The sequence below is a fragment of the Achromobacter kerstersii genome (assembly GCF_902859595.1).
GTDB lineage: Bacteria > Pseudomonadota > Gammaproteobacteria > Burkholderiales > Burkholderiaceae_B > Achromobacter > Achromobacter kerstersii.
The window spans coordinates 81,228-107,891 of sequence record NZ_CADIJQ010000005.1 but is presented as its reverse complement, the minus strand read 5'-3'; the positions used below and the strand labels follow the sequence as shown (position 1 = coordinate 107,891).

Sequence of the window (26,664 nt, the reverse complement as noted above, 5' to 3'; positions counted from 1 at the left end):
CGGGGCGGTCCAATGGCCTGCCTATAATTGTCAGCCATTAGCCCCGCGCCGGCGGGCGTCTTTCCTGGACCCACGTTGCCGATGAAGAATTTGCCTTACTCCGCTCAATCCCCCGCTGTGTTTGCCCGCCGCCTGTTGTCTGGCGCGGTGCTGTCAGCGATGCTCGCGGCTTCCATGCCGGTCTGGGCGCAAACGGCGCCCGCAGCCGCTCCGGCCGCCGCAGGCGCCACGGCGCCCGCGCCGACGGCCTCGGGGGCGGTGCCGGTGGGTGATGTGTCGGCGGTGCCGGCGCCCACCATCGCAGCCAAGGCGTGGATCGTCATCGACGTGAACAGCGGTCAGACGCTGGCCGCGTCCAACCCCGACATGAAGGTTGAGCCGGCCTCGCTGACCAAGATCATGACGGCCTACGTCGTGTTCAACGCGCTGGAAGAAAAGCGCCTGACGCTGGAGCAGACCGTTCCGGTGTCCGAACACGCCTGGCGCACGGGCGGCTCGCGCATGTTCATCGAACCGCGCAAGCCCGTCACGGTAGATGAGCTCAACCAGGGCATGATCGTGCAATCGGGTAACGACGCGTCCGTGGCGTTGGCCGAAGCCGTCGGCGGCAGCGAATCCGCCTTCGCCTCGCTGATGAACCAGGAAGCCGAACGCCTGGGTATGAAGAACACGCACTTCATGAACGCGACCGGCCTGCCGGACCCGCAGCACATGACGTCCACGCGCGATCTGGCCACGCTGTCGTCGCACCTGATCACCGATCACCCGGACTTCTTCCACTACTACAAGCAGAAGAGCTACACGTACAACAAGATCACGCAGCCCAACCGCAACCGCTTGCTGTGGGCTGACCCGTCCGTTGACGGCATGAAGACGGGTCACACCGATTCGGCCGGCTACTGCCTGGTGTCGACCGCCGTGCGCGGCGACCGCCGCATCCTGGTCGTTGTTGTGGGCACCGACAGCGAAGCCACGCGCGCCGAAGAAAGCTTGAAGCTCTTGAACTGGAGCTTCCAGAACTTCGACACCGTGAAGCTGTTCGACAAGAGCCAGCCGGGTATCGACGCACGCGTCTGGGAAGGCACGGCTGAAAACGTCAAGCTGGGTCCGCCGAAGCCGGTGTCGATTGCGGTGCCGCGTGGCAAGGCTGGCGACTTGAAGCCGGTGGCGCAGCGCACTGACCCGCTGATCGCGCCGCTGGCCAAGGGCCAGCAAGTGGGCACGCTGCAATTCACGCTGGATGGCAAGGTGCTGCGCACCGAACCGCTGGTGGTGCAAGACGCCGTCGAACGCGCCGGCTTCTTCGGCCGCATGGTCGACACCGTCAAGCGCTGGTTCCAGTAAGCGGAGCGCGCCACGCGCGCCGCCGCAGGTGTAAGCTAGCAACGGGCGTTTCGTGCGCGAAACGCCCGTTTTCCATTCTGGGGCGGACCGGGCGGTTCGTCCCTTACTTTTGAAAATTCAGGAGTGCCTCATGATTCCGGGCGTACCGGGCGAAAGCCAGGTGTATCTCAATGGTGAGTTCCTGCGTGTAGACGAGGCCAAAGTATCCGTCCTCGACCGCGGCTTCATTTTCGGCGATGGCATTTACGAAGTCGTGCCCGTGTACCAAGGCAATGCGTTCCGCATGGCCGAACACTTGAACCGCCTGGACCGCAGCCTGGCCGCGTTGCGGATCGCGCAGCCGTTTGACCGCGAGGGCTGGATCAACCTGATCGAGCAGTTGCTGGCCCGCACCAGTCTCGACACCTGCATCGTGTACCTGCAAGTGACGCGTGGCGTGGCCAAACGCGACCACCAGTTCCCGGCGACGCCGGTCACGCCCACCGTGTTCGGCATGATTTCGGCATGGTCGCCGCCCTCTGCCGAGCAGCGCACGCAAGGTCTTGCCGCCATCAGCATTCCCGACGAACGCTGGCTGCACTGCGAGATCAAATCCGTGTCGCTGCTGGGCAATGTGTTGGCGAAGCAGCAGGCGGTGGATGCCGATGCCGACGAAGTCGTGCAGTTCCGCGATGGCTATCTGACCGAAGGATCGTCGACCAATATCTGGGTCGTGTCCGGTGGCAAGCTGCTGGCGCCGCCCAAGAACAACCTGATCCTGGAAGGCATCCGCTACGGCTTGATGGGCGAGCTGGCCGCCGAGGCCGGCATCCCGTTCGAGGCGCGCCGCATCACGCAGGCAGAGGTGGAATCCGCCGACGAGCTGATGCTGTCGTCAGCCACCAAGGAAGTGCTGGCGATTGTTTCGCTGGACGGCAAACCGGTCGGTTCCGGCAAGCCCGGCCCTGTTTTTCAGCAATTGCGAGCGGGTTATGATGCCCGGATTGCGGCGCTGTAACCCCTCAGCAACCGATAAGCGACGCTGCCCAGGCGACGCCGTTGTTCGAGTCACCGGGCGGCTGATATTACCGCCGCCCGTCGTTCCGGCGGCACTTGCCTGAGCGCAGCTTGCCCCCATATAAGAACGTTCAGGGGCAACCACTTCCCTAGGTAAATCTCATGCATATTCCGCCCGAAGAATCGCTTATCGAATATCCCAGCGACTTTCCCATCAAGGTCATGGGCAAGCAGCATCCCGAGTTTGCGCAGACGCTGACTGACGTCGTGCTGCAATTCGACCCCGGCTTTGACGCCGCGACCGTCGAGATGCGTCCCAGCAAGGGCGGCAACTACATGGGCCTGACGTTCATCGTGCGCGCCACTTCGCGCGAGCAGCTGGACAACCTGTACAAGGCCCTGCACGGTCATCCGATGGTGTCCATCGTTCTGTAATCGGAATTGCCGTGATCAAGTGGCTCGCTCGGCCGGCGGACTACCTGCCGGTCTGGCAGGACATGCAGGCCTACACCAACCAGCGTGGCGCCGATACGCCTGATGAAATCTGGCTGTGCGAGCACGCGCCGGTCTACACGCTGGGCCAGGCAGGCTTGCCGCAGCATGTGCTCAACCCCGGCAATATTCCCATCGTTCATTGCGACCGCGGCGGCCAGGTGACGTATCACGGCCCCGGGCAAGTGATGGCGTACGCGCTGTTCGACCTGCGGCGCGTGGATATGTATGTGAAGGAATACGTCACGCTGCTGGAGGACGCGGTCATCGACACCTTGACCCAGCATGGCGTGGCGGGCGCTTGCCGCAAGCCCGGCGCGCCGGGCGTGTATGTGCCGGACCCTGCCGTGGATTGCCCGTTGAACGCCGCGTTGGACCCCTCCTTGGACCCCACCTCGGACCCCGCCTCGAATCCTCACCGTGGCGAGCTGGCGAAAATTGCCGCGCTGGGCATCAAGATCCGCAACGGCCGCGCCTATCACGGCGTGTCGCTGAACGTGCAGATGGATCTGACGCCTTTTCTGGGCATCAACCCCTGTGGTTACGAAGGGCTGCGCACCGTCGATATGGCGGCCTGTGGCGTCACGCGCACGCCCACCGACGTGGGCGATGCGCTGGCCCGGAATCTGGCGGATGCCTGGCGCCGCAGAGGGAATCAACATGAAAACGTATAGCGCGGCGGACGTCGCCGCGACCTCGCCCGAACAGCTGGCCCGATTGCGCGAGGGACCGGCTGAAGACTACGCCGCCTGGATACATGCTGCGGCTGAGCTCGGGCTGGTCGAGGCGCAAACCATTTATGGCCAGATGCTGCTCGACGGCGTAGGCGTTGACCGCCAGCCCGAAGAAGGCCTGGCGTGGTTCAAGCGCGCCGCCAATAAAGACCACGCGATGGCCATCAACATGGTGGGCCGTTGTTACGAAAACGGCTGGGGCGTGCCCGCCGACGATACCGTCGCCGCCTACTGGTTCCGCTTGGCTGCCGACCGCGGCCTGGACTGGGGCATGTACAACTACGCGCACATGCTGCGCAGCGGCCGGGGCGGCGTTACGCAGAACAAGGCCGCCGCGCTGGCGCTGTACCAGCAGGCAGCGCAGATGGGCCACGTGAAGTCCATTGGCGTGGTCGGACGCTTCTACGAAGCGGGCGACGTGGTCGAGCAAGACATGCAACGCGCGTTCGACTGCTACCAGCGCTGTGCCGAAGGCGGCGACTTCCGCGGCATGTTCCATCTGGGGCGGCTGTTGCTGCTGCGCGGCAAGAAGGAAGAAGCCGTGCAGTGGCTGGTTCGAGTCCCGGAAACGTCAACGCCGGCGTTTTTGAACGAGGCGAATAGGATGCTGCAGGATTGCGGCTTTCCGGCCTTGTATGAGGGGTGAGGGGACGGGCGGGTGTGAGGGGACGGGCGCTCACGCGCTTAGCCGCGTATCAAAGTAGGCGCTCAGCCGCGTTCAATTACGTGCTTAGCCGCGTCTCAAACGTGACATCCAGCGTTTGATGCTGGCCGGGCGCCAGTTCGCCCTGCAGGCGGTCCAGCAGCACTTGCGCCGCACGCCGGCCTAGCTCGGCGGCATCCACGCCCAGCGTCGTCAGCCCCTGCGCCCATTGCGCGGCGCTGCCGTCGTCCGTAAACCCCAACACCGCCAGGTCTTGCGGCACGTGCAAGTCGCGGTTGTGCGCTTCTGACACCGCGGCCGCGGCCAGCAGGTCCGACGTGCAAAACACCGCGTCGAAGATCGTATTGGTGGCCAGCAAGCGCAAGAAGGCCATGCGGCCGTCATTCATCTGCAGCACTTCGGGCTGCACGATATCCGCCACCCGATCCAGACCCAGCCCGGCCGCCGCGCTGATGAAACCCTGGCGCCGCGCGCGTTCCCACGGATTGTCAGCGCTGATGCAAGCCACCATGGCGTGCCGCTTTTCGGCCAGATGGCGCGCAGCGGCCCGGCCCGCCTCTTCGTTGTCGATGACAACTGCGGTGTCCAGGGGATGCGCCGAGGCGTTCCAGGTTTCCACCACCGGTATTTCCAGCGCAGCCAGTCCGGCGCGCAAGGCCGGCTCGTCCAGCGGACCCATGACGAGTGCGGCGGCCGGTTGCAAGGCGGCCAGCTGCGGCAGCATGGCGGGGTCGTGCCAGGGGCCCGCCGCAAGGAAATAGCCCTCGGGCGCCAACCGTTCCGCACAGGCCTGAATGGCCCGGCTCATGGGGCCGGTATCCAGGCGGGGGGCGATCAGGGCGACGAGGCGGGGCGGGGGAAGAAGAGACATCAGATCGGAAAAGAGGGGGGATTTCAGCGGATTGGTCAGGCAAGACGATAACCCAGCCTGCGGGGGACGCCGACGCTGGGTGCACGTCGGGCGCCCAGCGCCCGTAGCCCCTAGCCCGTCGCGCATCGCCTTACGCCCCTAGCCCCTAGCTCCGGACCCCAGGCCCCACGCCCCAAGCCCCAAGCTCCAAGCCCCAAGCTCCAAGCTCCAAGCTCCAAGCTCCGGACCCCTGGCCCCACGCCTTCGGGCGTACTCGGGCGGCGAAGGGTAAAATGCCTTTTTTGTCTCAGACCGGGCCGCTTTGCGCACCGGTTTTGAAGGTGCCCAATGTCCACGCTCGCCGAGTCCCCTGTCCCCTCGAACGAATCCGCCGCTGCGGCCGCTCCCGCGGAAGCCGTCTACGATCCGACGCAAAAACAGAAATCGCAGGCCAAGACGGCACGCATCCCCATCAAGATCGTTCCGGCCGAGCGCCTGAAGAAGCCTGAGTGGATTCGCGTGAAGGCCGCCGCGCCCGGCTCGCGCTTCTACGACATCAAACGCATCCTGCGCGAGCACAACCTGCACACGGTGTGCGAAGAAGCGTCCTGCCCCAACATCGGCGAATGCTTCGGCAAGGGCACTGCCACGTTCATGATCATGGGCGACAAGTGCACCCGCCGCTGCCCGTTCTGTGATGTGGGCCATGGCCGCCCCGACCCGCTGGACACCAAAGAACCCGAGAACCTCGCGCGCACCATCGCCGCGCTGAAGCTGTCGTATGTGGTCATCACCTCGGTTGACCGCGACGACCTGCGCGACGGCGGCGCCGGCCACTTCGTGGACTGCATCACGCGCATCCGCGAACTGTCGCCCACAACCCGTATTGAAGTGCTGGTGCCCGACTTCCGCGGCCGCCTGGACCGCGCACTGACCATCCTGAACGCCGGCCCCCCGGACGTCATGAACCACAACCTGGAAACCGTGCCGCGTCTGTACAAGCAGGCACGCCCGGGTTCGGACTACATGCACTCCCTGAAGCTGCTGGCCGAGTTCAAGAAGCTGCATCCTGAAGTCGCCACCAAGTCAGGGCTGATGCTGGGTTTGGGTGAAACGGATGAGGAAATCCTGGAAGTGATGCGGGATATGCGCGAACACAACGTGGATATGCTGACGATCGGCCAGTATCTGCAGCCGTCAGAGCATCACTTGCCCGTGCTGCGGTATGTGCACCCGGATACATTCGCGATGTTTGAACGTGAGGCGTATGCGATGGGGTTCTCGCATGCGGCGGTGGGGGCGATGGTGCGGTCTTCGTACCATGCGGATGAACAGGCGCATGCGGCTGGGGTGAATTGATCAGCCCAGTTGGGCATTTTTCAGCGATACGCCGTGGCGGTCCTTTTGGGACAGCAGCGGCGTTTCGCTGCCGGGCCACGCGATAGCCAGATCGGGGTCATCCCAGCGGATGCAGCGTTCAAATTCCGGAGCATAGTAGTTCGTGGCCCGGTATAGCACTTCGGCAGATTCCGACAACGTCAGAAAGCCGTGTGCGTACCCTTCGGGTATCCACAACTGGCGCTTGTTCTCGGCGCTAAGATACGCGCCGGCCCATTGCCCGAACGTGGGCGACCCGCGCCGCACGTCTACCGCAACATCAAAGATCTCTCCCACGCAGACGCGCACGAGTTTTCCCTGCGGCTGTTCAAGCTGATAGTGCAAGCCGCGCAGTACGCCTCGAATCGAACGTGAGTGATTGTCCTGCACGAAGTGGCGCTGCAACCCCGTGGCGGCTTCGAACGCTCGCTCATTGAAGCTCTCGAAGAAAAAACCACGTTCGTCGCTGAACACACGGGGTTCCAGTAGCAAGACCTCTGGCAGCGCTTGCGGGAAGGCTTTCATCAGAACACCACCTTGTCCTTGAGGACGCGATTCAGGTATTCGCCGTAGCCGCTTTTCGATAACGGCGCAGCTAGCCTCGCCAGCGCCTCGGCGGTAATCCATTGCTGCCGATAGGCGATTTCTTCCGGGCATGCCACTTTCAACCCTTGGCGGTGCTCAAGGGTCGCAATGAACTGGCTGGCTTCCAGCAACGATTCGTGCGTGCCCGTATCCAGCCAGGCGAAGCCGCGGCCCATGATTTCCACGGCGAGCGAGCCCTGTTCAAGGTAGCGCTGGTTCACGTCGGTGATTTCGAGCTCGCCGCGCGCGGATGGCCGGATGCTGCGGGCGATATCGATCACATGGTTGTCGTAGAAATATAGGCCGGTCACGGCGTAGTTGGAACGCGGCTGGGCAGGTTTTTCTTCAATGGACAGTACCTTGCCATCCTGGTTGAACTCGGCCACGCCATAGCGTTGCGGGTCCTGGACATGGTAGGTGAATACGGTTGCGCCTTCCGTTCGCGCATTGGCGCGTTGCAGCAGTTTGGGCAGTTCGTGGCCATAGAAAATGTTGTCGCCCAATACCAGCGCGCAAGGCCCTTGGCCAATGAAAGAGGCACCGATCAGAAAAGCCTGAGCCAGGCCCTCAGGCGACGGCTGGACGGCATATTGCAGGTTCAAACCCCATTGCGACCCATCTTGCAGCAGTTGCTGAAAACGAGGGGTGTCCTGCGGGGTGGAGATGATCAAAATATCGCGCACGCCTGCCAGCATCAGGGTGGTGAGCGGGTAGTAGATCATTGGCTTGTCGAAGACGGGCAGCAATTGTTTGCTGATCGCGAGCGTAGCCGGATGCAGGCGGGCGCCGGAACCGCCTGCCAGGACGATGCCTTTGCGTGTCATGGGTTGTGTGCGCCGCATTTTGCTCGTTCTGAAAGTTGATCCAACAAGCCGTCAACCCCTTGCGTCCAGTCCGGTAATTGCAGGCCTAGCGCGCCGGTAAGCAGGGAGGTGTTCAGCCGGGAATTATGAGGGCGGGTTGCTGCGGCACGGTAGTCTGCCGACGTGACGGCGCGGATGCTGTCGGGTGACAGCCGTAACGGCATCCCGCGTGCGGCTGCGCCCGCAACCAGGTACTGTGCGTAAGCGTGCCAGCTTGTCGCGCCGCTTGCCGCCAGGTGATAGATGCCACTTGCCAGCACATTTCGGCGACGCCCTTCGATGGCGCGCTGGGTGATGGCCGCGATGAGTGCCGCAGATGTGGGTGTGCCGATTTGATCCGCAACGACCTCCAGCCTGTCGCGCTCGCGCGCGAGGCGCAAGATCGTGTTCGGGAAATTCTGACCGTGCATCGCATAGACCCAGCTGCAGCGCAAAATCAGCGCATCGCATGTGCTGGCCGCGATGGCGGCTTCCCCGGCAAGCTTGGTGACGCCATACACATTTAGGGGCGATGGCGTGTCGGTCTCGGTATAAGCCGCAGTGCTGGCGCCGTCGAACACATAGTCGGTGGAATAGTGAACCAGCAGGGCGCTCGCGTCTTTGGCGTAGCGGGCCAGCGTGGCGACGGCCTGGGCATTGACCAAATCGGCAGTTTCCCGATGCGATTCCGCCAGATCAACGGCGGTGTAGCCCGCCGCGTTGACGATGACATCAGGCTGGTGGGCCGACATCGCGTTGCGAAGGGCTTGCTGATTGCACAAATCAACATTTTCGCGTCCCAGAGACACGAACTCCCCCAGGGCGGGCAAGGTGCGCCGCAATTCCCGGCCAATCTGCCCCGCCTTGCCCAGCAACAGGATCTTCACGCTAGCTCCCGTTGCAAGGCACAGGGAACTTGCGATAGGCGCCACTGGCGACATTGGCGACCCACTGAGTCTCTTGCAGATACCACTGCACCGTCTTTTCGATGCCTGACTCGAATGTTTCTGCCGGCATCCAACCTAGTTCGCGTTGCAGTCGCGAGGCATCGACCGCGTAACGGCGATCGTGACCCGCCCGATCGGGGACGAGGACGAGTTGATCCGCATAGGGCTTTCCATCGGCTCGCGGCCGCAATTCGTCCAGACGCCGGCAAAGTCCGCGCACCAGGTCCAGATTGGTCATTTCGTTCCATCCGCCTACGTTGTACGTGGCGCCGGGCGTGCCAGCCTCGAGCATTCTGCGGATGGCGTCGCAATGATCGGAGACGTACAACCAATCCCGCCGCTGCAAGCCATCTCCATAGATCGGCAGGGGTTTGCCGGCGAAGGCATGGTGGATGATCAGCGGGATCAGTTTTTCCGGAAACTGCCGAGGGCCGTAATTGTTGGAGCAATTGGACGTCAGTACGGGCAGACCGTAGGTCTGATGATAGGCGCGAACGAAGTGATCGCTGGCGGCCTTGCTGGCGGAATACGGGCTATTGGGCGCGTAGCGGGTCTGTTCGGTGAATGGCGTACCGTCGTCTTCCAGCGAGCCATAGACTTCGTCGGTCGAGACATGCAGGAAGCGGAATTCATTCCTGCCTGCTGCATCCAAGGTGGACCAGTAGCTGCGCGTGGCTTCCAATAGATGGAAGGTGCCCAGCACATTGGCTTGGATGAATGCCTCCGGATCGGCGATGGACCGGTCGACATGGGTTTCGGCGGCGAAATTGATCAGCGCCCGTGGGCGATGCGTATACAGCAGATTCAGGACGGCTGTCTGATCGGCGATGTCGCCGTGGACGAAGCGATGGCGAGGGTCACCCGCCAATGAGGCCAAATTGTCCAGATTGCCGGCGTAGGTCAGTTTATCCAGGGTGATGACGGGTTCGTCGCTGCGCGCGAGCCAATCCAAGACGAAATTGGACCCAATGAAGCCGGCCCCGCCGGTGACAATAATGCTCATATGCCTCAAACCCTTGGCCGATGGCGTCCGGCGTATGCCGGCCGCAACCTATCGGCGCGCCTGAGCGCTTGCCCAGAACGTATCTTTTTGTCCCGCATGTTGGTTTATACATCTCGCCAACACAAACATCAGATCCGACAGCCGGTTCAAATACTGCCGCACCGGCGGGTTCACCGCCTCAACTCCCGCTAACGCCACCACGGCCCGTTCGGCTCTTCGGCAAACCGTCCGCGCAACATGCGCCTGCGCCGCGGCCCGCGTGCCGCCGGGCAGGATGAACTCGCGCAAGGGCGTCAGCGACCCGTTGTAATGCGCCAGGCGCGCGTCCAGGCGGGCGACCTGTTCGTCGCTGACAGCCGTGTGCCCCGGGATGCAGAGTTCCGCGCCCATGTCGAACAGGTCGTGCTGGATCGCCATCAGATCAATCGAGATCTCGGGCGGCAGCGGTTCCGCCAGCAGCACGCCGATGACGCTGTTCAGCTCATCCACATCACCCAACGCAGCGATGCGCGGCGCGTCCTTGGGAGTGCGTGATCCGTCCCCCAGCCCGGTGGTGCCGTCGTCTCCCGTGCGGGTGGCAATGACAGATAAGCGGTTGGCCATGGGAAACGTCCTGAATTGGATAAATGTGGGGGGTTGCGTCCAGCGGTAAGCGGGCGCCCAGGAGAGAGGGGCCGGTTCGCAATCAACCGTCAGGATTGTTGCGTTCTGCCGCAGGAACTGTTTCATAACGGCGGTATCCTAGCATTGTGGAAAGCGGGAAGGGCGGTGTGTTCCGGCTCTTTGGCTTTCGCTGTCAATGGAGGATGCCTGTATGGCTTTTGACCGCAAATATGCAATGCCCATGGCTGTCGCGACCGCGATGGCCGTTGTGTCGCTGGCGACGCCGCTGGCGTTTGCGCAGCAGGCCGACGCCAGCGGGGAAGTGCGGCGCGTGGACCCGGCGGCGGGCAAGGTGACGATCAAGCACGATGAGATCAAGGCGCTGGACTTGCCGGCCATGACGCTGGTGTACGACGCCGATCCGGCCTTGCTGGCCAAGATCAAGGCGGGCGACAAGGTGCGCTTCACCGCGACGCGCAAGGATGGCAAGTACGTGGTGACGGCGATTACGAACTGAAGATCACAAATTGGGGCTCGCGGTCTTGAAGATATCGGTCTGAAGATTACGACCTGAGAACGGCGACCTAAAAGCGACGACCTAAACATCGACGACCTAAACATCGACGACCTGAAGACCGCGACCTGACCCCGCTCCCATAAAAAAGCCGCTTACCGCAATCACGCGGCAAGCGGCTTTTTGCCGATGGAGGGTCGGGGCTGATTGAATCGTAAGACCCGGCCCCGTGCCCATCCCGGCTTACAGCACGTAGCGCGCCAGATCCTGGCTGCTGGCGGCTTCGGCCAATTGCGAATTGACGTAGGCCGCGTCGATGGTGACGTGCTTGTCCTGGCTGGAGGTGGCGTCGAATGACAGCTCGTCCAGCAGCTTCTCCATCACCGTGTACAGGCGGCGGGCGCCGATGTTCTCGGTGGTTTCGTTGACGTCGTAGGCCAGTTCGGCCAGGCGGCGCACGCCTTCATCCGTGAATTCCAGCTGCACGTCTTCCGTCGCCATCAAGGCGGTGTACTGCTTGGTCAGCGAGGCGTCCGTGTCGGACAGGATGCGCACGAAGTCTTCGGCGGTCAGCGATTCCAGTTCGACGCGAATCGGGAAGCGGCCTTGCAATTCCGGGATCAAATCCGACGGGCGGGCCAGGTGGAAGGCGCCCGACGCGATGAACAGGATGTGGTCCGTGCGGACCATGCCGTAGCGCGTGTTGACCGTGGTGCCTTCAACCAGCGGCAGCAGGTCGCGTTGCACGCCTTGGCGCGACACGTCGGCGCCGCCCGATTCCTGGCGGGCAGCGATCTTGTCGATTTCGTCCAGGAAGACGATGCCGTTCTGTTCAACGTTGTTGATCGCGACGGTGCGCAGGTCTTCTTCGTTGACGCGTTTGGCGGCTTCTTCGTCGACGATCAGTTTGAAGGCTTCACGCACCTTCATCTTCTTGGATTTCTTCTTGTCGCGAGCCATGCCGGCGAACATGCCGCGCAGTTGCTCGGCCATTTCTTCCATGCCGGGAGGCGTCATGACGTCCATTTGCGGCGCGGCTTGGGCGATTTCGATCTCAATTTCCAGATCGTCGATCTTGCCTTCGCGCAGGCGCTTGCGGAAGGTCTGGCGGGCGCTGTTGTCTTCGCCGCGTTCCGGCTCGCCAGAGGCGCTGCGGGCGGGCGGGACCAGGGCGTCCAGGATGCGGTCTTCGGCGGCGTCTTCAGCCTGGGTGCGCACGCGGCGCATTTCCAGTTCACGCGTTTGCTTGATCGAGTATTCGGTCAGGTCGCGGATGATGGTGTCGACGTCGCGGCCCACATAGCCCACTTCCGTGAACTTGGTGGCTTCGATCTTGATGAAGGGCGCGTTGGCCAGCTTGGCCAGGCGGCGGGCGATTTCGGTCTTGCCCACGCCGGTGGGGCCGATCATCAGGATGTTCTTGGGGTGGATTTCGTGGCGCAGCGGTTCCGCGACCTGCTGGCGGCGCCAGCGGTTGCGCAGGGCGACCGCCACCGCGCGCTTGGCGCGGTTCTGGCCGACGATGTATTTGTCGAGTTCGGAGACGATCTCTCCGGGCGTCATGTTGGATGCGGACATGAGGGCGAATCCTTGAAGCTAGAGCGGGCTGGGGAAGCGGCCGCGGCGCGAGGGGCGTGCCCCGCGCGCCGCGTGTCGGGCGTCAGTCGCCCAGCGTTTCGATGACGTGGTTCTGATTGGTGTAGATGCAGAGGTCGCCGGCGATTTCCAGCGATTGCTTGACGACGGCCTCGGGCGACAGCTCGGTGTTGCGCAACAGCGCCAGCGCGGCTGACTGGGCATACGCGCCGCCGGAGCCGATGGCGGCCAGGCCGTGTTCGGGTTCCAGGACGTCGCCGTTGCCGGTGAGCACCAGCGTGTGCTCGGTGTCGGCCACGATCAGCATGGCTTCCAGGCGGCGCAGGACGCGGTCGGTGCGCCAGTCGCGGGTGAGTTCAACCGCAGCGCGCATCAGGTTGCCCTGATGCTTTTCAAGTTTGGCTTCGAAGCGTTCCTGCAACGTGAATGCGTCGGCGGTGGCGCCGGCGAAACCGGCCAGGATCTTGTCGTGGTACAGGCGGCGGATTTTGCGGGCCGTGCCCTTGACGACGATGTTGCCCAGGGTGACCTGGCCATCGCCTCCGAGCGCGACGCGGTTGCCGCGGCGCACACACACGATGGTGGTGGCGTGAAATTGTTCCATGCGTTCCTTCCTTTGAAAGGACTAGCTGGGGGCAGATCCAGGGAAATCAAGCGGGCGGGTGACCGCAAGTAAAAAAGGCCATGCTGGAAACCAGCATAGCCTTTCAGGGCATGGCGTGAATAACGGGACGGATCAGTCGCCGTACAGCTTTTGGCGCATTTCACGGCGTTCCTGCGCTTCAAGCGACAGGGTGGCCGTGGGGCGGGCCAACAGGCGGGGTACGCCAATCGGTTCGCCGGTTTCTTCACACCAGCCGTATTCGCCGCTGTCGATGCGGGCGATGGACTGTTGCACCTTTTTCAGCAGCTTGCGCTCGCGGTCACGGGTGCGCAGCTCCAGGGCGTGTTCTTCCTCGATGGTGGCGCGGTCGGCGGGATCGGGCACGAACTGCGTTTCGCGCAGGTGCTCAGTGGTCTCGCCGGCGTTGGCCAGGATGTCCTGTTCGAGTTGTTTGAGCCGTTCCTTGAAGAAAGCCAATTGGCGTTCGTTCATATAGTCGGACTCGGGCATGGCCAGCAATTCCTTCTCGCTGGGCAGATCAATCGCCGTATCGCTCGTCGACTTGCTTGATTTTTTGGTTGCTGCCTTGGTAGCCATGAAAACACTCCACTATGAATCGATCCTGGCGCGGGCGTCCTTTCCCGGTCGTGTTGCTGGTTGCTTACGCTATTCGTACCTCACAGTACTGCCTTCGTCGCATCGCGTCACGTCAGGAAGGGGGATTACCCCGCCAGGCACTGCTCCAAGCCCCGGGTGAAAATCTCCTGGGGCAGCTTACGTCCAATGAACACCATCTTGGTGGACGGTTTTTCGGCCGCGGTCCACGGCTTGCCGGGTTCGGCGCCCATCATCATGTGCACACCCTGGAACAACATGCGGCGGTTGATGCCCTTCATGTACAGGATGCCCTTGTAGCGCATCAGGTCGGGGCCATAGACCTGAACCACGCCGCCCAGGAATTCCTCAAGGCGCGCGGGATCGAACGGCTTGTTGGAACGGAACACGAACGCGCCAATTTCGTCGTCGTGCTGGTGGTGGTGATGGTGGGCATGATTGCAATGCGCCCCGCAATCGCCGTCGTGATCATGGTCGTGATCGTGGCCATGGCCGTGATCGTGTCCGTGGTCGTGCCCATGCTCGTGCGAGTGGGCGGCGTCGGGGTGTTCATCGGCCAGGAATTCCGGGTCGATGTCCAAAATGGAATTCAGGTTGAAGCCGCTGATGTCGATGATCGACTTCAGGTCGACTTCGCCGAAATTGACCGGCGTGATCGGCGCGCGCGGGTTCATGTGAACCAGGCGGTGGCGCAGCGCTTCGTAGTCAGCTTCGTTGACCAGATCGCGCTTGGAGATCAGGATGCGGTCGGCGAAACCGACTTGCTTCTGGGCTTCAGGCTGTTCGTCGAGCGTGGACATGCCGTGCTTGGCGTCGACCACGGTCACCACCGCATCCAGGCGGTAGTACTCGGCGATGTCGTCATCCATGAAGAACGTCTGGCAGACGGGGCCAGGGTTGGCCATGCCGGTCGTCTCAAGAATGACGCGTTCGAAATTCAGTTCGCCAGCTTCGCGCTTGACGCGCAGCTCGGACAGGGTGCGCATCAGGTCGCCACGCACCGTGCAGCACACGCAACCGTTGGACAGTTCGATGATTTCTTCATCGCTGTCTTGCACGAGCAGGTCGTTGTCGATGCTTTCCGGTCCGAATTCGTTTTCGATGACCGCAACGCGGCGGCCGTGGAATTCGGTCAGGATGCGTTTGAGCAGGGTGGTCTTGCCCGCACCGAGAAAGCCGGTGAGGATGGTGACGGGAACCATTTTGTCCAAACTGCGCGGGGTGTTCATGGCGAAGCTGCTAGCGTGAGGTCAAGGCTGAAGTCTAGGCATTCAACCCACAGGCCTGACAGGGGATTTTCCCGTGCAGGATGAGGTTTGCCACAGGCTGCGAAGGCCGCCAATAGCGGCCGGACGCAGGATTACAGCACAGTCGGGGGCAGGGGGCAAACCCCGGGTCAACCCAGGGGCCATAGCCGTCCGGATCGCGGCTGTACGCCGTCAAGTATCGGGCGATATCACTATTTTGGGGCGGTCTGCCGGATTTCAAGAGCGTCATGCGCCGGGGTCAGGCGGGCGCATGACGGCGATGGAATGACGGTTTTGAAATCCGGATGATGCGCCGGCGGACATACCCGTCCGGCGGATCAGGACTTAGTGATGATGGTGCTGATGGCCGGCGTCAGCGGGTTGCTTCTGCTGGCATTGGGGACACAACGCGCGAATTTCGGTTTCGTGCGTGGCCAGGGCGTAACCCGTTTGGGCGACGCGTTCGGCCAATTGGCGGCTCATGGCGGGGTCGGACACTTCGGCCACGGCGCCGCAGCCGGTGCAGACCACCAGCAGATCGTGCGGTGCGCCGCCTGCGTCGTGACAGGCGCTCCAGGCGTTGACGGCGTCCAGGCGGTGGATCAGGCCTTCGTCCATCAGGAAGTCCAGCGCGCGGTACACGGTGGGGGGCGCGGCGCCGGGGTGCACTTCGCGCATGGCGTCCAGCAATTCATAGGCCTTCAGGCTGCGCCCGTGGCGCAGCAGCAGCTCAAGCACCTTGCGGCGGATGGGCGTCAGGCGGCGTCCGCGCTGTTCGCACAACGTCTCGGCGACGCTGAGCTGGGCGCCGACGGTGTCGCTGCGGGGGGAACGGGGCGGAGCGGGCATGGCGGGCTTTATCTGAATGGAAGACGCGCGCGACGCGCGCGAGATGCCTGGAAGGTAGCAGAAAACATGGATATGCGGGCGAGGTGGGCGGATTCAAGCGCAATTAGTTATGATATAACATATTAAAACTGCGATTCCGAGCGTCGGCGCCGTCGCATTCCTTCGGGTTTCGGCCTTCGTCTTCGTTCTTGGTTTCTTGTCTTCCCCCCTTCGTCCCTCGCCTTTCGTCGTTACGTTTTCCATGTCCCATTTCTCGCTTCTGCCTGCGCGGCCCGGCGCCGCCTCCCGGCAAAGCACGCCGCCTCGTTGCACGGCGCCTCGCCACACCGCGCCCCGTTCCGCTTTTCTGGTTTCCGCCTGGCGCCGCATGGCTTTTGCCCTGGTGGCGGCCGCTTCGCTGTGGGCGCTGACCGGCTGGGCCTTGGACTGGTGGCCGCGATGAGCGCGTCGCCAGTCACGATTGAACTGTCGGACGCCTCTTTCGGCTGGCATGGTCACCCCGCACTGAAGTCGGTGTCGGGGCGCTTCGCCGCCGGCGGAATGACGGCCGTGGTGGGGCCCAACGGGGCGGGCAAATCCACGTTGATCAAAGGCATCATGGGTGTGCTGCGCCCCATGACCGGCAGCGTGCGCATCAGCGGCGCGGGGCGGTCGGAGCTGGCATGGCTGCCGCAGGCGGCGGAGCTGGACCGGTCGTTTCCCGTTTCGGTGCTGGACCTGGTCGCCATGGGCGCGTGGCGCCGCGTGGGCGGATGGCGCCGCTATCGCAACGATGAACTCGACCGCTGCATGGATGCGCTGGAAACCGTTGGTCTTGCCGATGCCGCCGCGCGCGGCGTGGACACGCTGTCGGGCGGGCAGATGCAGCGCACGTTGTTCGCGCGGATGCTGGTGCAGGATGCGCCCGTGCTGCTGCTGGACGAACCCTTCGCCGCGGTCGACAGCCATACCGCCGACGACTTGATGGCCCTGCTGTGCGGCTTGCACGGCCAGGGCCGCACCGTGATCGCCGTGCTGCACGACCTGGATCTGGTGCGCGATCACTTCCCCGATTGTCTGTTGCTGTCCGGCTCGGTCGTGGCCTGGGGCGGCACGGCCGACACCTTGAACGACGCGCATCTGAAGACCGCGCGGCAATGGCACGCGAGGGCTTACGCATGAGCTTGGCGCAATGGGTGGTCTCGCCCTTTCTGGATTACGGCTTCATGCGGCGCGCGCTGGCGGGCGCGTGCGCCTTGTCGCTGGGCGCCGCGCCGCTGGGCGTGTTTCTGGTGCTTCGGCGCATGAGCCTGATGGGCGACGCGATGTCGCACGCGATCTTGCCGGGGGTGGCGGCGGGGTTCCTGCTGTCGGGCCTGTCGCTGGGCGCGATGATGCTGGGCGGCATCGCCACCGGCCTGGCGGTCGCGCTGCTGGCAGGCTTGGTCGCACGGCTGACGCCGCTGCGTGAAGACGCCAGTTTCGCGGCCTTCTATTTGATCTCGCTGGGGCTGGGCGTGCTGCTGGTGTCGTTGCGCGGCTCGAACATGGATCTGTTGCATGTGCTGTTCGGCACGGTGCTGGGCCTGGATGACGCGTCGCTGCTGCTGGTGACCATCATCGCAAGCGTGACCTTGGTGGTGCTGGCGGCCATCTACCGGCTGCTGGTCGCCGAATGCCTGGACCCGGGCTTCTTGCGCGCAAGCGGCGGCGGGGGCGGGTGGGTGCACATGGGCTTCCTGGTGCTGGTGGTTGTCAATCTGGTGGCGGGCTTCCAGGTGCTGGGCACTTTGATGGTCGTCGGGATCATGATGCTGCCCGCCGCGGCCGCCCGGTTCTGGGTGCGGTCGGCGGCTCGCCAGATTCCGCTGGCGGCCAGTTTCGGCGTGCTGGCGTCCGCGAGCGGGTTGCTTGTGTCCTATCACTTCAACGTGCCGGCCTCGCCGTCGATCATTTTGGCGGCCGGCGTCTGCTATCTGTTTTCCATCGTTGGCGGCCCGCAAGGCGGGCTGCTGCGGGCCCGGCGCGGCATGCGTCCGGCCTGACTTCCCAAGGAGATTCGTTATGCGTTCCAATCTGCCGCTGCGCCGGCGCGCGTTGCTGGCCATGGCTGGCGTGTGCCTGTCGGCCGTGTTCGGCGTGTCGCATGCCGCCGAGCCGCTGAAGGCCGTGGCCAGTTTTTCCATCCTCGGCGACATCGTGCGCGAGGTGGGAGGCAACGACGTGAGCCTGACGACGCTGGTGGGGCCGGACGGCGACGCGCACGAATACGAACCCACGCCGGGCGACGCGAAGAAGCTGTCCGCCGCGCGCGTGCTGTTCGTGAACGGGCTGGAGTTTGAAACCTGGCTGCCCAAGCTGACGAAGGCATCGGGCTTTGCGGGCCAGACCGTGGTGGCGTCGCAAGGCATCACGCCGCGCAAGTTCGCGGGCGATGGGCATGGCGACAAGCACGACGAGCATGACCATGGCCATGATCATGATCATGATCACAAAGAGGATCACAAAGACGGCCCCAAAGACGGCCCCAAGGACGGCCACAAAGACGGCCACAAAGACGGTCAGCAAGACGGCCATCATCACCACGGCGACGCGGACCCGCATGCCTGGCAATCGTTGGCCAACGGCGTGATCTACGCGCGCAACGTGGCCGAGGGTCTGGCCGCTGCCGACCCCGCGCACGCCGACGCGTACCGCCAGCGCGCCACCGCCTACATCGCCAAACTTGAAGCGCTGGATGCCCGTGCAAAACAGACGTTCGGCGCCATTCCCGCCGAGCGCCGCAAGGTCGTGACTTCCCACGACGCGTTCGGGTATTTCGGCGATGCGTATGGGGTGACATTCATCTCGGCAATGGGCGTGTCGACGGACGCCGAACCGTCTGCCGGCGAAGTCGCGCGCATCATCGAACAGGTCAAGCGTGACAAGGTGCCGGCGGTGTTCATCGAGAACATCACCAGCCCGAAACTGGTGCAGCAGATTGCACGCGAGACCGGCGCCAAGGTGGGTGGTACGCTTTATTCCGATGCGCTGTCCAAGCCCGGACAGCCCGGCGCTACCTATCTGGAAATGTTTGAATGGAACGTACGTCAGCTCGCCGCGGCCTTGCAGCCCTGACCGCCGCGACGGCACTGCTGGCGGCCGGTGCCGCCAGCGCGCACCCGCATATGTGGATCGACGCCCGCGCGGTTATCGACGTCGATGCGCAGCACCGCATCACGGCCGTGCGCCAGGTCTGGCTGTTTGATGAAATGTTTGGCGCCTACGCCACGCAAGGCCTGAAGAAGGGCAAGGACGGCTCCTTGTCCGCCGATACGCTCAAGGGCATGGCGAACGACTGGATGACGGCGCTGGGTGAACCGATTTCGCATTACTTCACCCGCGTGACGGTGGATGGCAAGATGGCCGCGTTTGCCGCGCCGCGCGATGCGCGTGTTGACTGGAATCCGAAGACCACGCGCTTGACGCTGTCGTTCACCTTGCCCTTGGCCACGCCCGTGGCGCCGGGCGCGGACGGCGCGCAGGTGGATATCTACGATCCCACCTATTTCGTGGCGTACGCCTTTGATGAAAAGGGCGCGGTATCGCTGGGCGGCCCGGATGCCGCCGCGTGCACGTCCGCCTACCGCAAGCCCAAGGAACTGGATTGGAAGACCATGCAGCAACTGGCCGCGATCCCGGCCGATCCGGACGCGTTGCCGGACGAACTCTTTGCCATCACCAAGGGGCTGACGCACCGCATCGAGGTGCGATGCCCGTAGCGCGGCGTCATCCCGCGATGCTGTGGCTGGCGGCGGTGCTGCTGCTGAGCGGCATGGGCGCGGCGGCGGCGCAAGGCGCGCATCCTTTCGGCGTGCCCGAAAGCAGCGCGGGTATGGGTGGCCCGGGCTGGCTGGCCAGCTTCTTCGGGCAAGTGTCGGTCTGGCAAAGCCATTTCTATCGCCAGCTGACGGGCGCGGTGCGTGCCTGGCAAGCGGAAGGTGGCGCGGCGTGGACGTTGATCGGCCTGTCATTCGCGTATGGCGTGTTTCATGCGCTGGGACCCGGGCACGGCAAGGCGGTGATCTCTTCCTACGTGCTGGCCAACCGGCAGACGGCGCGCAACGGTGCGCTGCTGGCCTTGGCGTCCGCGCTGATCCAGGCGCTGGTGGCGATTGCAATGGTGGCGGTGCTGGCGGTGGTGTTCAACGCCACCGCCGCCACGATGAACCAGGCCACGCGTTGGCTGGAGCTGGCGTCCTATGCATTGGTGACGTTGCTGGGTGCGTGGCTGGTGTGGATCAAGGCGATTCGGCCGTTGCTGCGCCGCCGGCGTGAGCGGGTTGCGGCGACGCCCGCCGCAGAGCCGGCGTTGAAGGGCGCCGCGGCGTTGCGTGCGATTGCCGTGCATGCGCCCACGCCGCATGCACATGTTCACCACCACCATCAACACGATCCTGATCACGATCACGATCACGATTGCGGTTGCGGCCATGCGCATGTGCCCGCACCTGACCAGGTGGCGGGCGCCTTGAACTGGCGGCGCGCCGGCTCGGCCATTCTGGCGGTGGGATTGCGTCCGTGCAGTGGCGCGCTGATCGTGCTGGTGTTCGCCTTGTCGCAAGGCTTTTTTCTGGCGGGCGTTGCGTCGGCGTTGGCGATGGGGCTGGGCACCGGGTTGACGGTGGCGGCGCTGGCTTGTCTGGCGGTGGCCGCGGGCGGCGCGGCCACGCGTATCGGCAACCGCTTGTCCAGCGCGGGCGCGGCGCGCTTGCGTTATGGCGTTGAGGCGCTGGCGGCGTTGGCGGTGCTGTTGTTGGGCGTCATGCTGCTGGGCGGCATGGTGGCCGGGGGCGGCTAGGCGCTCAGGATTTGCGGCCGGCGCGCGGATGCGCCTGGTCGTAGGCCTTGGCCAGATGCTGGAAGTCCAGCCGGGTGTAGACCTGGGTGGTAGAGATATTGGCGTGGCCCAGCATCTCTTGCACCGCGCGCAGATCTTGCGCCGATTGCAGCACATGGCTGGCGAAGCTGTGGCGCAAAACGTGGGGATGCACGTGGGTCGGCAGCCCCGCCTGTTGCGCGATCTGCGCCAATTGCAGCTGCACCACGCGTGGCGAAATGCGTTTGCCGCGCGCGCCCAGGAACAGCGCGGCGGCATCTTGCGGGGCGGGGTTGGGCGGCGCCAGCTGTGGCCGCACCGCGATCCACTTCTGCAAGGCGGCAATGGCTGCCTGACCCACCGGCACCGAGCGGCGCTTGCCGCCCTTGCCCAGCACTTCGACCTCGGCTTCGTCCAGCTTTAACCAGCCGCGCGATTCATAGTCGGCCGACCGTGTGTAGCGCAAGTCCAGCCCCACCAATTCCGACAGCCGCAAGCCGCTGGAATACAGCAATTCAAGCATCGCCTGATCGCGCAGCGCGGCGGGTTCGTTGGCGACCTTGGCGGGCGGCCGGTCCAGCAGCGCCTGCGTCTGTTCCACGGACAACGCCTTGGGCAAGCCGCGCGGTGCCTTGGGGGCACGCACGCCTGCCACGGGGTTGCCTGCCAAGTTGATGGATGGCGCCCACCATTGATAGAAGCCGCGCCAGGCGGCCAGCGTTCGGGCCAGGCTGCGCGGGCCGCGGCCCTGCGCGTGCAGGCGCGCCACGAATTGCCGGATGTGGCCGTTGGCGATCTTGTCCAGCGGCAGGCGGGCGCGGTCGGCAAGGTCGCGCAGGAAATGCAGCTCGCGCCGATAGCCGTCCAACGTGTGGGGCGAATAACGGCGGTTGGTTTCCAGATGACGCAGCCAGGCGTGCATTGGATCAGGCAGCGGCGTGGCGTCTTGAGTAGTGCTGTCCGGTGCCTGATTCATGTCCGCTCGTCGTTGAGGTAGACCCGTTTGGGCAGATCCGATGCGATAGATGCTGCTGCGTCAGACCTTCGGCGAGGCCGGGTTCAAACGATGCAGCGCTGCGGAGGCCAGTTGGCCGATGGATTCCAGAAACGCCGTGCCCATTTCGGGCGTGAAGCGCTCGGGATCGTCAGAACCCAGCACCAGCAGGCCGACGGCCGCGCCGTCGGCTTCCAGGCGCAACGGCACCAGCGCCAGCGACTTCGGCTTGCTGTCGAGCCAGCCGGCCGCTTCGAAGTCGGTGTCGGTGCCGACGTAAGGCGTCTTCAGGCTGTCGGTGAACGTGCGCACGTCTTGCGAGACGGGTTCGCCGTAGCCGGTGGCGGGCAATTCCGACAAGTCCCACAGGCGCAGCGCCACGTGGTTCAGTTCGAATTGTTCGGCCAGACCCAGTGCGATTTCGCCCGGCACGCGCTGCGGGTCGTTTTCAGACAGCAGGCGGCTGCACCATTTGGCCACATGCGTGCCGATGCTTTCATTGGCGGTGGCGTTGCGCACGAGTTCTTGCAGGCGCCATTCCAGTTCGCGGTTGCGTTCGCGCAGCGTCAGAATCTGGCGCTCGCCCAGCGAGATGGCGCGCGTGCCGTGTGGATGCGGCACCTGCATGGCGGCGAACACGTCGGCGTGTTCGTCGAAGAAGCCGGGGTGGTCTTGCAGGAAAGCGGCGATGTCCTGGGCGGTGAAGGTGGTATCAGTCATAGGGTCAGCGATTCAGCGCCATGGAGAAGACGAGCTTGTCGATGTCGACCTGCCCCGTGAACACGGATTCGGCCGGGCCGGTCATGCGCAGTTGTTCGCCGTTCCAGGCAATGGTGAGCACGCCGCCGCGCGTTTGCACGCGCACGGGCGATTCCAGCAGGCCGCGGCGGATGCCGGCAGCCACCGCGGCGCAGGCGCCCGTGCCGCAGGCCAGCGTTTCGCCCGCACCGCGTTCGAAGACGCGCAGGCGGATGTTGTGGCGGTCAACGATTTGCATGAAGCCCGCGTTGACGCGGCGCGCAAAGCGCGGATGGGTTTCGATCAGCGGGCCCTGGATGCCGACAGGCGCGGTGTCGACGTTGTCGACGACCTGCACCGCGTGCGGATTGGAAATGGCCACGGCGGACAGCAGCACCTTGTTGGCGACGCCAGTGGGCGCGTCAAGGTCCAGCTCCCAGAGCGCGTCTTCGCCTTCGCGTTGCGAGGCCAGGCCGGTGGTGTCGAATGGCAGCGCGGCGGGGTCGAAGCGGGTGCTGCCCATTTCAACGGTGACCTGTTCGTCGTCGCCTTCGTCCAGGACGAGGATGCCGGTGGCGATTTCGGCGCGCAGCGGGTTGCGGTCGGACAGGCCTTGCTCGTGCACGAAGCGCACGAAGCAGCGCGCGCCGTTGCCGCAGTGTTCGACTTCGCTGCCGTCGGAATTGAAAATGCGATAGCGGAAATCAGCGTCCGGACGGGTGGCGCGTTCGACCAGCAGGATCTGGTCGGCGCCAATGCCGAAGTGCCGGTCGCCCAAGGCGCGCGCCCGTTCGGGCGTCATGTCGATGGTCTGGCGGACCCCGTCGAGCACGACAAAGTCGTTGCCCGCGCCATGCATTTTGGTGAAGTTCCAGTTCATCCGGCGATTATCGCCCATTATTTGGGCGGCCGGCGGCCCAGCGCCAGGCCTCAATAGAGTTTGGGTTCGCCCGGGGGACGGGTCTTGAAGCGGCGGTGCACCCAGTAGTACTGGCTGGGGCAGCGGCGCACCCAGGATTCCAGCTCGCGGTTCAGACGCGCTGTGGCGTCTTCCAGCGACGCATCGCCCGGGAAGTTCTCAAGCGGCGGCAAGACATCGATATGGTAGCGGCCGGTATCCGGGTTCCAGAAACCCACGATGGGCAGCACGGCGGCGTCCCATTTCTTGGCGAGCTGGGCGGTGGCCAGCAACGTGGCCGCCTGCACGCCGAAGAACGGCACGAACACCGAACCCTGGCGGCCGAAATCCATGTCGGGCAGGTAATACACCGGACGGGGCGCGCGCAGATGGCGGATCAGGTCGCGCACGCCGTCCTTGCGGCTGACCAGGAACACTTCGTTGAAACGGGCGCGTCCGGCCGCCACGACGGCATCAATGTGCGGGTCGCTTTGCGGGGTGTACATGGAGGCGGAGCTGGGCACTTCCATGGTCAGGCGGGTGCCGGCGGCGTCCATCGCGATAAAGTGCGGCGCCAGCAGAATCACCCGGCGGCCCTCGGCGATCAGCGCATTGATGCGGTCGGCCCCGGTCTGCGTGACCATGTCCTTGACGGCCTCGGGGGTGCCGTACCAGAGCACGCCCCGGTCGACGATGGACTGCGCCAGCGCGCGGAAATGGTCCGCTACCCATTTCTCACGCACGGATTCGGGCTGATCGGGAAAGCAGAGTTCAAGATTGCGGCGCACGATGCGCGCGCGGGACTTGGCCAGCCGCGGGGCAAGCCACCCCAGGACGGCGCCGATGCGCAGACGCGTGGACGGCTTGATGCGGCCGAACCATTTCAACAGAGTGACCAGCGTGCGTGTTTTTGAATTGTTCATCGTGTGGGGAAAAAGACCGGTCGGCGGTGGCGTCAGGGGGCCGGGGGCGGTGAAGCCGGGGCGGTGTCGGGCGCCCGGGGCGCGCCGCGCGGGGTCTTGTAGCGGTTGTAGCTCCACAGGTATTGCTCGGGGCAGCGGCGGATCAGCGTTTCCATTGCGGCGTTGATCAGGGCGGCTTGGGCTTCAGGCTCGGCCGGCAGCGGTTCTGGCACCCGGACGTAATGGATGCGCCAGCCCCGGCCCTTGGGCAGGCGTTCGCCGGCGGTCAGGATGATTGGCACATTGGTTTGCGTCGCCAGTTTGCTGGGCAGCGTCATCGTGTAGGCCAGACGGCCGAAAAACGGCACCCATACGCCGTCGCCCACGCTGGGCGCCTGGTCGGGCAGCATGCCGACTGACTCGCCCCGGCGCAGCGCCCGCACGAATTCGCGTACGCCCTGCATGGTGGCCGGCACGGCGTTGACGGCCGAACTGTTGCGCGCCGTCTCAAGCAGTGGCGCCAGCACGTCCTTGCGCGGGGGGCGGAACATCACCGTCATGGGCATCTGGCGGGCCAGATAGCGGGCGGTGATCTCGAAGCAGCCCAGGTGCGGCGTCAGAAACAGAATGCCGCGGCCTTCGGCCCGGGCGGACGCGACCACGTCGTTATCGTCCGACACCACTTGGGCCAGGCTTTGCTCGTTCTTGAACCAGACGCGCGGGTTCTCAAGAATCATCGCGCCGGTTTCGGCCGCTGCATGGCGGGCGAACGCCGCGCCCGGGTAGCCGGCCTGCGCCGCATTGGCCTGAAGCCTGCGCCGGTACTTGCCCGGCCAGGCGTACACGGCAAGCCCGGCCGCGCGCCCGATGGCGTGCGCAACGGGTAGCGGCAAGGCGGCAAAAAGGCGGAACAGAGCGAGCAGCATGCGGCAAATGGATAAGGACGGGCAGGGTCATGCCGGTGTTCAGGAATATGTTTACACCCCCGGCGCGGGCATAAGACCGGCATTTTCGCTTAAAATCCGCTCAGTCGCCGAGTTAACCGACAACTTGCGGGGCGACGGCAAGGGCACAGCGCTATGCGCGGCCCATGCCAAATCCGCTAAAGCGTCGCACCCAGATAGCGTATGACATGCATTCCGGGGTGCAACGCGCCTCGTGAACCTATGAGCCGGTCAAGCCGGACACTAAGGACGCATCTGTGGCCAATAACGATTTTCTCTTCACCTCCGAATCCGTCTCTGAAGGGCACCCCGACAAGGTTGCCGATCAGATTTCCGACTCGATTCTGGACGCCATCTTCACGCAGGACCCCAACGCGCGTGTCGCAGCCGAAACGCTGTGCAACACGGGCCTGGTCGTTCTGGCCGGTGAAATCACCACTACCGCCAACGTCGACTACATCCAGGTTGCGCGGGACACCATCCGCCGCATCGGGTACGACAACACCGAGTACGGGATCGACTACAAGGGTTGCGCCGTGCTGGTTGCTTATGACAAGCAATCGCCGGACATCGCCCAAGGCGTGGACCGCAGCTCGGAAGACTATCTGAACCAGGGCGCGGGCGACCAAGGCCTGATGTTCGGCTACGCGTGCGATGAAACGCCCGACCTGATGCCGGCTCCGATCTGGTACGCGCACCGCCTGGTGCAGCGCCAGAGCGAACTGCGCAAAGACGGCCGCCTGCCGTGGCTGCGCCCGGACGCCAAGTCGCAAGTGACCTTCCGCTACATCGACGGCCGCCCGGCGGAAGTCGACACCGTGGTGCTGTCGACCCAGCACGCGCCGGAAGTCACGCAGGACACCATCCGCGAAGCGGTGATCGAAGACATCATCAAGCCGAGCTTCCCCGAAGGCCTGATCACGCCGAACACGAAGTTCCTGGTCAACCCGACCGGCCGCTTCGTTATCGGCGGCCCGCAAGGCGATTGCGGCCTGACCGGCCGCAAGATCATCGTCGACACCTACGGCGGCGCATGCCCGCACGGTGGCGGCGCGTTCTCGGGCAAGGACCCGTCCAAGGTTGACCGTTCGGCCGCCTACGCCGCCCGCTACGTGGCCAAGAACATCGTGGCCGCCGGTTTGGCGCGCCAGTGCCAGGTGCAGGTCAGCTACGCCATCGGCGTGGCCGAACCCATCAACATCACCGTGTACACGGAAGGCACCGGCGTCATCCCCGACGACCAGATCGCCAAGCTGGTTCGCGAACACTTCGACCTGCGTCCGAAGGGCATCGTGAACATGCTGGATCTGCTGCGCCCCATCTACGCCAAGACCGCCGCCTACGGCCACTTTGGCCGTTCCGAGCCGGAATTCTCGTGGGAAGCCACGGACAAGGTTCAGGAACTGAAGAAAGCGCTGTAAAGAAGGCGCCGCAAGGCGAGTCTTCACGGCAAAAAGCCCCTGCAAAATCTTTGCAGGGGTTTTTTTTA

29 protein-coding genes are annotated in these 26,664 nt (G+C 64.3%); 13 read left to right on the top strand and 16 right to left on the bottom strand.

Translation table 11 applies throughout. The features are described 5' to 3' along the window. The first annotated feature begins 81 nt into the window (after nucleotides 1–81). The 5 genes from HV765_RS16295 to HV765_RS16275 all read left to right on the top strand — a co-directional run bounded on the left by HV765_RS16295 (nucleotide 82) and on the right by HV765_RS16275 (nucleotide 4,212). A complete protein-coding gene (locus tag HV765_RS16295) occupies nucleotides 82–1,344 on the top strand; it encodes a D-alanyl-D-alanine carboxypeptidase family protein (protein ID WP_156336314.1) in 1,263 nt (420 codons plus the stop codon). A gap of 130 nt (nucleotides 1,345–1,474) precedes the next feature. Next, nucleotides 1,475–2,341, top strand: a complete 867-nt coding sequence (locus tag HV765_RS16290) for a D-amino acid aminotransferase (RefSeq protein WP_175170357.1) — start codon at nucleotides 1,475–1,477, stop codon at nucleotides 2,339–2,341. 161 nt (nucleotides 2,342–2,502) lie between these two features. Then, the gene (locus HV765_RS16285; RefSeq protein ID WP_006216435.1) at nucleotides 2,503–2,775 is read left to right on the top strand and encodes a YbeD family protein; all 273 of its coding nucleotides are present in this window, start codon (nucleotides 2,503–2,505) and stop codon (nucleotides 2,773–2,775) included. Nucleotides 2,776–2,786: 11 nt separating this feature from the next. Then, on the top strand, nucleotides 2,787–3,506 hold the full coding sequence (lipB, locus tag HV765_RS16280) for a lipoyl(octanoyl) transferase LipB (protein ID WP_175170356.1): 720 nt from the start codon (nucleotides 2,787–2,789) through the stop codon (nucleotides 3,504–3,506). Beyond that, the gene (locus tag HV765_RS16275; protein WP_054420766.1) at nucleotides 3,493–4,212 is read left to right on the top strand and encodes a tetratricopeptide repeat protein; all 720 of its coding nucleotides are present in this window, start codon (nucleotides 3,493–3,495) and stop codon (nucleotides 4,210–4,212) included. Before lipB ends, HV765_RS16275 begins: the two co-directional genes overlap by 14 nt. Nucleotides 4,213–4,288: 76 nt before the next feature. Here HV765_RS16275 and HV765_RS16270 read toward each other — a convergent pair whose 3' ends face one another. Beyond that, on the bottom strand, nucleotides 4,289–5,101 hold the full coding sequence (locus tag HV765_RS16270; RefSeq protein WP_054421356.1) for a substrate-binding domain-containing protein: 813 nt from the start codon (nucleotides 5,099–5,101) through the stop codon (nucleotides 4,289–4,291). A 327-nt stretch (nucleotides 5,102–5,428) separates the two neighbouring features. On the opposite strand from HV765_RS16270, the gene lipA reads away from it, so the two are divergent. Continuing rightward, nucleotides 5,429–6,439: a lipoyl synthase gene (lipA, locus tag HV765_RS16265; RefSeq protein ID WP_175170355.1), complete on the top strand. Its 1,011-nt coding sequence runs from the start codon at nucleotides 5,429–5,431 to the stop codon at nucleotides 6,437–6,439. Here lipA and rfbC read toward each other — a convergent pair whose 3' ends face one another. The 5 genes from rfbC to HV765_RS16240 are packed head-to-tail and all read right to left on the bottom strand — an operon-like array spanning nucleotide 6,440 to nucleotide 10,437. Beyond that, on the bottom strand, nucleotides 6,440–6,982 hold the full coding sequence (rfbC, locus tag HV765_RS16260; protein WP_175170354.1) for a dTDP-4-dehydrorhamnose 3,5-epimerase: 543 nt from the start codon (nucleotides 6,980–6,982) through the stop codon (nucleotides 6,440–6,442). Further along, a complete protein-coding gene (gene rfbA / locus HV765_RS16255; RefSeq protein WP_054420763.1) occupies nucleotides 6,982–7,866 on the bottom strand; it encodes a glucose-1-phosphate thymidylyltransferase RfbA in 885 nt (294 codons plus the stop codon). The genes rfbC and rfbA overlap by 1 nt, the downstream gene beginning before the upstream one ends. Further along, nucleotides 7,863–8,771, bottom strand: coding sequence for a dTDP-4-dehydrorhamnose reductase (rfbD, locus tag HV765_RS16250; protein WP_175170353.1), 909 nt, complete (start codon nucleotides 8,769–8,771; stop codon nucleotides 7,863–7,865). The genes rfbA and rfbD overlap by 4 nt, the downstream gene beginning before the upstream one ends. Before the next feature lies 1 nt (nucleotide 8,772). After that, complete coding sequence (rfbB, locus tag HV765_RS16245; RefSeq protein ID WP_054420761.1) at nucleotides 8,773–9,834, bottom strand: dTDP-glucose 4,6-dehydratase; 1,062 nt, start codon at nucleotides 9,832–9,834, stop codon at nucleotides 8,773–8,775. Nucleotides 9,835–9,882: 48 nt separating this feature from the next. Further along, complete coding sequence (locus tag HV765_RS16240; RefSeq protein WP_175170508.1) at nucleotides 9,883–10,437, bottom strand: cob(I)yrinic acid a,c-diamide adenosyltransferase; 555 nt, start codon at nucleotides 10,435–10,437, stop codon at nucleotides 9,883–9,885. Between the two features lie 211 nt (nucleotides 10,438–10,648). Between HV765_RS16240 and HV765_RS16235 the strand changes: the two genes are divergently transcribed. After that, nucleotides 10,649–10,954, top strand: a complete 306-nt coding sequence (locus tag HV765_RS16235; protein ID WP_006216414.1) for a copper-binding protein — start codon at nucleotides 10,649–10,651, stop codon at nucleotides 10,952–10,954. Between the two features lie 240 nt (nucleotides 10,955–11,194). Here HV765_RS16235 and hslU read toward each other — a convergent pair whose 3' ends face one another. From hslU to HV765_RS16210, 5 genes are all read right to left on the bottom strand, one after another. After that, a complete protein-coding gene (gene hslU, locus HV765_RS16230; RefSeq protein ID WP_175170352.1) occupies nucleotides 11,195–12,529 on the bottom strand; it encodes an ATP-dependent protease ATPase subunit HslU in 1,335 nt (444 codons plus the stop codon). An 82-nt stretch (nucleotides 12,530–12,611) separates the two neighbouring features. Next, nucleotides 12,612–13,151, bottom strand: a complete 540-nt coding sequence (gene hslV, locus HV765_RS16225) for an ATP-dependent protease subunit HslV (protein WP_006216412.1) — start codon at nucleotides 13,149–13,151, stop codon at nucleotides 12,612–12,614. A gap of 132 nt (nucleotides 13,152–13,283) precedes the next feature. Further along, entirely contained in the window at nucleotides 13,284–13,748 is a 465-nt protein-coding gene (gene dksA, locus HV765_RS16220; RefSeq protein ID WP_006216410.1) for an RNA polymerase-binding protein DksA, read from the bottom strand. A gap of 125 nt (nucleotides 13,749–13,873) precedes the next feature. Next, nucleotides 13,874–14,995 (bottom strand): CobW family GTP-binding protein, encoded by a 1,122-nt coding sequence (locus HV765_RS16215; protein WP_175170351.1) that lies wholly within the window; start codon nucleotides 14,993–14,995, stop codon nucleotides 13,874–13,876. Nucleotides 14,996–15,358: 363 nt separating this feature from the next. Further along, complete coding sequence (locus HV765_RS16210; protein ID WP_054420757.1) at nucleotides 15,359–15,862, bottom strand: Fur family transcriptional regulator; 504 nt, start codon at nucleotides 15,860–15,862, stop codon at nucleotides 15,359–15,361. A gap of 438 nt (nucleotides 15,863–16,300) precedes the next feature. Here HV765_RS16210 and HV765_RS16205 point away from each other — a divergent pair, with 438 nt between their 5' ends. Genes HV765_RS16205 through HV765_RS16185 form a run of 5 tightly spaced genes read left to right on the top strand, consistent with a single transcriptional unit; the run spans nucleotide 16,301 to nucleotide 20,681 of the window. Further along, nucleotides 16,301–17,023, top strand: coding sequence for a metal ABC transporter ATP-binding protein (locus tag HV765_RS16205; RefSeq protein ID WP_054420755.1), 723 nt, complete (start codon nucleotides 16,301–16,303; stop codon nucleotides 17,021–17,023). Beyond that, on the top strand, nucleotides 17,020–17,886 hold the full coding sequence (locus HV765_RS16200; protein ID WP_175170350.1) for a metal ABC transporter permease: 867 nt from the start codon (nucleotides 17,020–17,022) through the stop codon (nucleotides 17,884–17,886). Before HV765_RS16205 ends, HV765_RS16200 begins: the two co-directional genes overlap by 4 nt. 19 nt (nucleotides 17,887–17,905) lie before the next feature. After that, on the top strand, nucleotides 17,906–18,958 hold the full coding sequence (locus HV765_RS16195; protein ID WP_175170349.1) for a metal ABC transporter substrate-binding protein: 1,053 nt from the start codon (nucleotides 17,906–17,908) through the stop codon (nucleotides 18,956–18,958). Further along, on the top strand, nucleotides 18,919–19,602 hold the full coding sequence (locus HV765_RS16190; RefSeq protein WP_175170348.1) for a DUF1007 family protein: 684 nt from the start codon (nucleotides 18,919–18,921) through the stop codon (nucleotides 19,600–19,602). The genes HV765_RS16195 and HV765_RS16190 overlap by 40 nt, the downstream gene beginning before the upstream one ends. Further along, on the top strand, nucleotides 19,593–20,681 hold the full coding sequence (locus HV765_RS16185; RefSeq protein WP_254600610.1) for a nickel/cobalt transporter: 1,089 nt from the start codon (nucleotides 19,593–19,595) through the stop codon (nucleotides 20,679–20,681). The genes HV765_RS16190 and HV765_RS16185 overlap by 10 nt, the downstream gene beginning before the upstream one ends. A 4-nt stretch (nucleotides 20,682–20,685) precedes the next feature. On the opposite strand, the gene xerC is transcribed toward HV765_RS16185, so the two are convergent. From xerC to HV765_RS16160, 5 genes are read right to left on the bottom strand one after another with little or no spacing between them, the layout of a single operon-like run. Beyond that, nucleotides 20,686–21,675 (bottom strand): tyrosine recombinase XerC, encoded by a 990-nt coding sequence (gene xerC, locus HV765_RS16180; RefSeq protein WP_054420751.1) that lies wholly within the window; start codon nucleotides 21,673–21,675, stop codon nucleotides 20,686–20,688. A gap of 60 nt (nucleotides 21,676–21,735) precedes the next feature. Further along, nucleotides 21,736–22,413: a DUF484 family protein gene (locus HV765_RS16175; protein ID WP_175170347.1), complete on the bottom strand. Its 678-nt coding sequence runs from the start codon at nucleotides 22,411–22,413 to the stop codon at nucleotides 21,736–21,738. Nucleotides 22,414–22,417: 4 nt separating this feature from the next. Continuing rightward, the gene (dapF, locus tag HV765_RS16170) at nucleotides 22,418–23,329 is read right to left on the bottom strand and encodes a diaminopimelate epimerase (protein ID WP_175170346.1); all 912 of its coding nucleotides are present in this window, start codon (nucleotides 23,327–23,329) and stop codon (nucleotides 22,418–22,420) included. A 32-nt stretch (nucleotides 23,330–23,361) separates the two neighbouring features. After that, entirely contained in the window at nucleotides 23,362–24,252 is an 891-nt protein-coding gene (locus tag HV765_RS16165; RefSeq protein ID WP_175170345.1) for a lysophospholipid acyltransferase family protein, read from the bottom strand. A 32-nt stretch (nucleotides 24,253–24,284) separates the two neighbouring features. Further along, nucleotides 24,285–25,157 carry a lysophospholipid acyltransferase family protein gene (locus HV765_RS16160; RefSeq protein ID WP_175170344.1) on the bottom strand — a complete coding sequence of 291 codons (873 nt, stop codon included), beginning with the start codon at nucleotides 25,155–25,157 and terminating at the stop codon, nucleotides 24,285–24,287. 275 nt (nucleotides 25,158–25,432) lie between these two features. Here HV765_RS16160 and metK point away from each other — a divergent pair, with 275 nt between their 5' ends. Then, nucleotides 25,433–26,596, top strand: a complete 1,164-nt coding sequence (metK, locus tag HV765_RS16155; RefSeq protein ID WP_054420746.1) for a methionine adenosyltransferase — start codon at nucleotides 25,433–25,435, stop codon at nucleotides 26,594–26,596. Nucleotides 26,597–26,664 lie beyond the last annotated feature (68 nt).

Excerpts from the sequence above, each read along its gene's own strand:
- HV765_RS16275 (WP_054420766.1), top strand. The coding sequence starts at position 3,493 with ATGAAAACGTATAGCGCGGCGGACGTCGCCGCGACCTCGCCCGAACAG.
- lipA (WP_175170355.1), top strand. The coding sequence starts at position 5,429 with ATGTCCACGCTCGCCGAGTCCCCTGTCCCCTCGAACGAATCCGCCGCT.
- HV765_RS16215 (WP_175170351.1), bottom strand. The coding sequence starts at position 14,995 with ATGAACACCCCGCGCAGTTTGGACAAAATGGTTCCCGTCACCATCCTC.
- xerC (WP_054420751.1), bottom strand. The coding sequence starts at position 21,675 with ATGAATCAGGCACCGGACAGCACTACTCAAGACGCCACGCCGCTGCCT.
- HV765_RS16175 (WP_175170347.1), bottom strand. The coding sequence starts at position 22,413 with ATGACTGATACCACCTTCACCGCCCAGGACATCGCCGCTTTCCTGCAA.
- HV765_RS16285 (WP_006216435.1), top strand. The coding sequence starts at position 2,503 with ATGCATATTCCGCCCGAAGAATCGCTTATCGAATATCCCAGCGACTTT.
- HV765_RS16240 (WP_175170508.1), bottom strand. The coding sequence starts at position 10,437 with ATGGCCAACCGCTTATCTGTCATTGCCACCCGCACGGGAGACGACGGC.
- HV765_RS16165 (WP_175170345.1), bottom strand. The coding sequence starts at position 24,252 with ATGAACAATTCAAAAACACGCACGCTGGTCACTCTGTTGAAATGGTTC.
- HV765_RS16185 (WP_254600610.1), top strand. The coding sequence starts at position 19,593 with ATGCCCGTAGCGCGGCGTCATCCCGCGATGCTGTGGCTGGCGGCGGTG.
- rfbC (WP_175170354.1), bottom strand. The coding sequence starts at position 6,982 with ATGAAAGCCTTCCCGCAAGCGCTGCCAGAGGTCTTGCTACTGGAACCC.
- dapF (WP_175170346.1), bottom strand. The coding sequence starts at position 23,329 with ATGGGCGATAATCGCCGGATGAACTGGAACTTCACCAAAATGCATGGC.
- HV765_RS16295 (WP_156336314.1), top strand. The coding sequence starts at position 82 with ATGAAGAATTTGCCTTACTCCGCTCAATCCCCCGCTGTGTTTGCCCGC.
- HV765_RS16190 (WP_175170348.1), top strand. The coding sequence starts at position 18,919 with ATGGAACGTACGTCAGCTCGCCGCGGCCTTGCAGCCCTGACCGCCGCG.
- HV765_RS16290 (WP_175170357.1), top strand. The coding sequence starts at position 1,475 with ATGATTCCGGGCGTACCGGGCGAAAGCCAGGTGTATCTCAATGGTGAG.
- rfbA (WP_054420763.1), bottom strand. The coding sequence starts at position 7,866 with ATGACACGCAAAGGCATCGTCCTGGCAGGCGGTTCCGGCGCCCGCCTG.
- HV765_RS16210 (WP_054420757.1), bottom strand. The coding sequence starts at position 15,862 with ATGCCCGCTCCGCCCCGTTCCCCCCGCAGCGACACCGTCGGCGCCCAG.
- hslU (WP_175170352.1), bottom strand. The coding sequence starts at position 12,529 with ATGTCCGCATCCAACATGACGCCCGGAGAGATCGTCTCCGAACTCGAC.
- HV765_RS16270 (WP_054421356.1), bottom strand. The coding sequence starts at position 5,101 with ATGTCTCTTCTTCCCCCGCCCCGCCTCGTCGCCCTGATCGCCCCCCGC.
- HV765_RS16205 (WP_054420755.1), top strand. The coding sequence starts at position 16,301 with ATGAGCGCGTCGCCAGTCACGATTGAACTGTCGGACGCCTCTTTCGGC.
- hslV (WP_006216412.1), bottom strand. The coding sequence starts at position 13,151 with ATGGAACAATTTCACGCCACCACCATCGTGTGTGTGCGCCGCGGCAAC.
- HV765_RS16235 (WP_006216414.1), top strand. The coding sequence starts at position 10,649 with ATGGCTTTTGACCGCAAATATGCAATGCCCATGGCTGTCGCGACCGCG.
- HV765_RS16195 (WP_175170349.1), top strand. The coding sequence starts at position 17,906 with ATGCGTTCCAATCTGCCGCTGCGCCGGCGCGCGTTGCTGGCCATGGCT.
- dksA (WP_006216410.1), bottom strand. The coding sequence starts at position 13,748 with ATGGCTACCAAGGCAGCAACCAAAAAATCAAGCAAGTCGACGAGCGAT.
- HV765_RS16160 (WP_175170344.1), bottom strand. The coding sequence starts at position 25,157 with ATGCTGCTCGCTCTGTTCCGCCTTTTTGCCGCCTTGCCGCTACCCGTT.
- HV765_RS16200 (WP_175170350.1), top strand. The coding sequence starts at position 17,020 with ATGAGCTTGGCGCAATGGGTGGTCTCGCCCTTTCTGGATTACGGCTTC.
- rfbB (WP_054420761.1), bottom strand. The coding sequence starts at position 9,834 with ATGAGCATTATTGTCACCGGCGGGGCCGGCTTCATTGGGTCCAATTTC.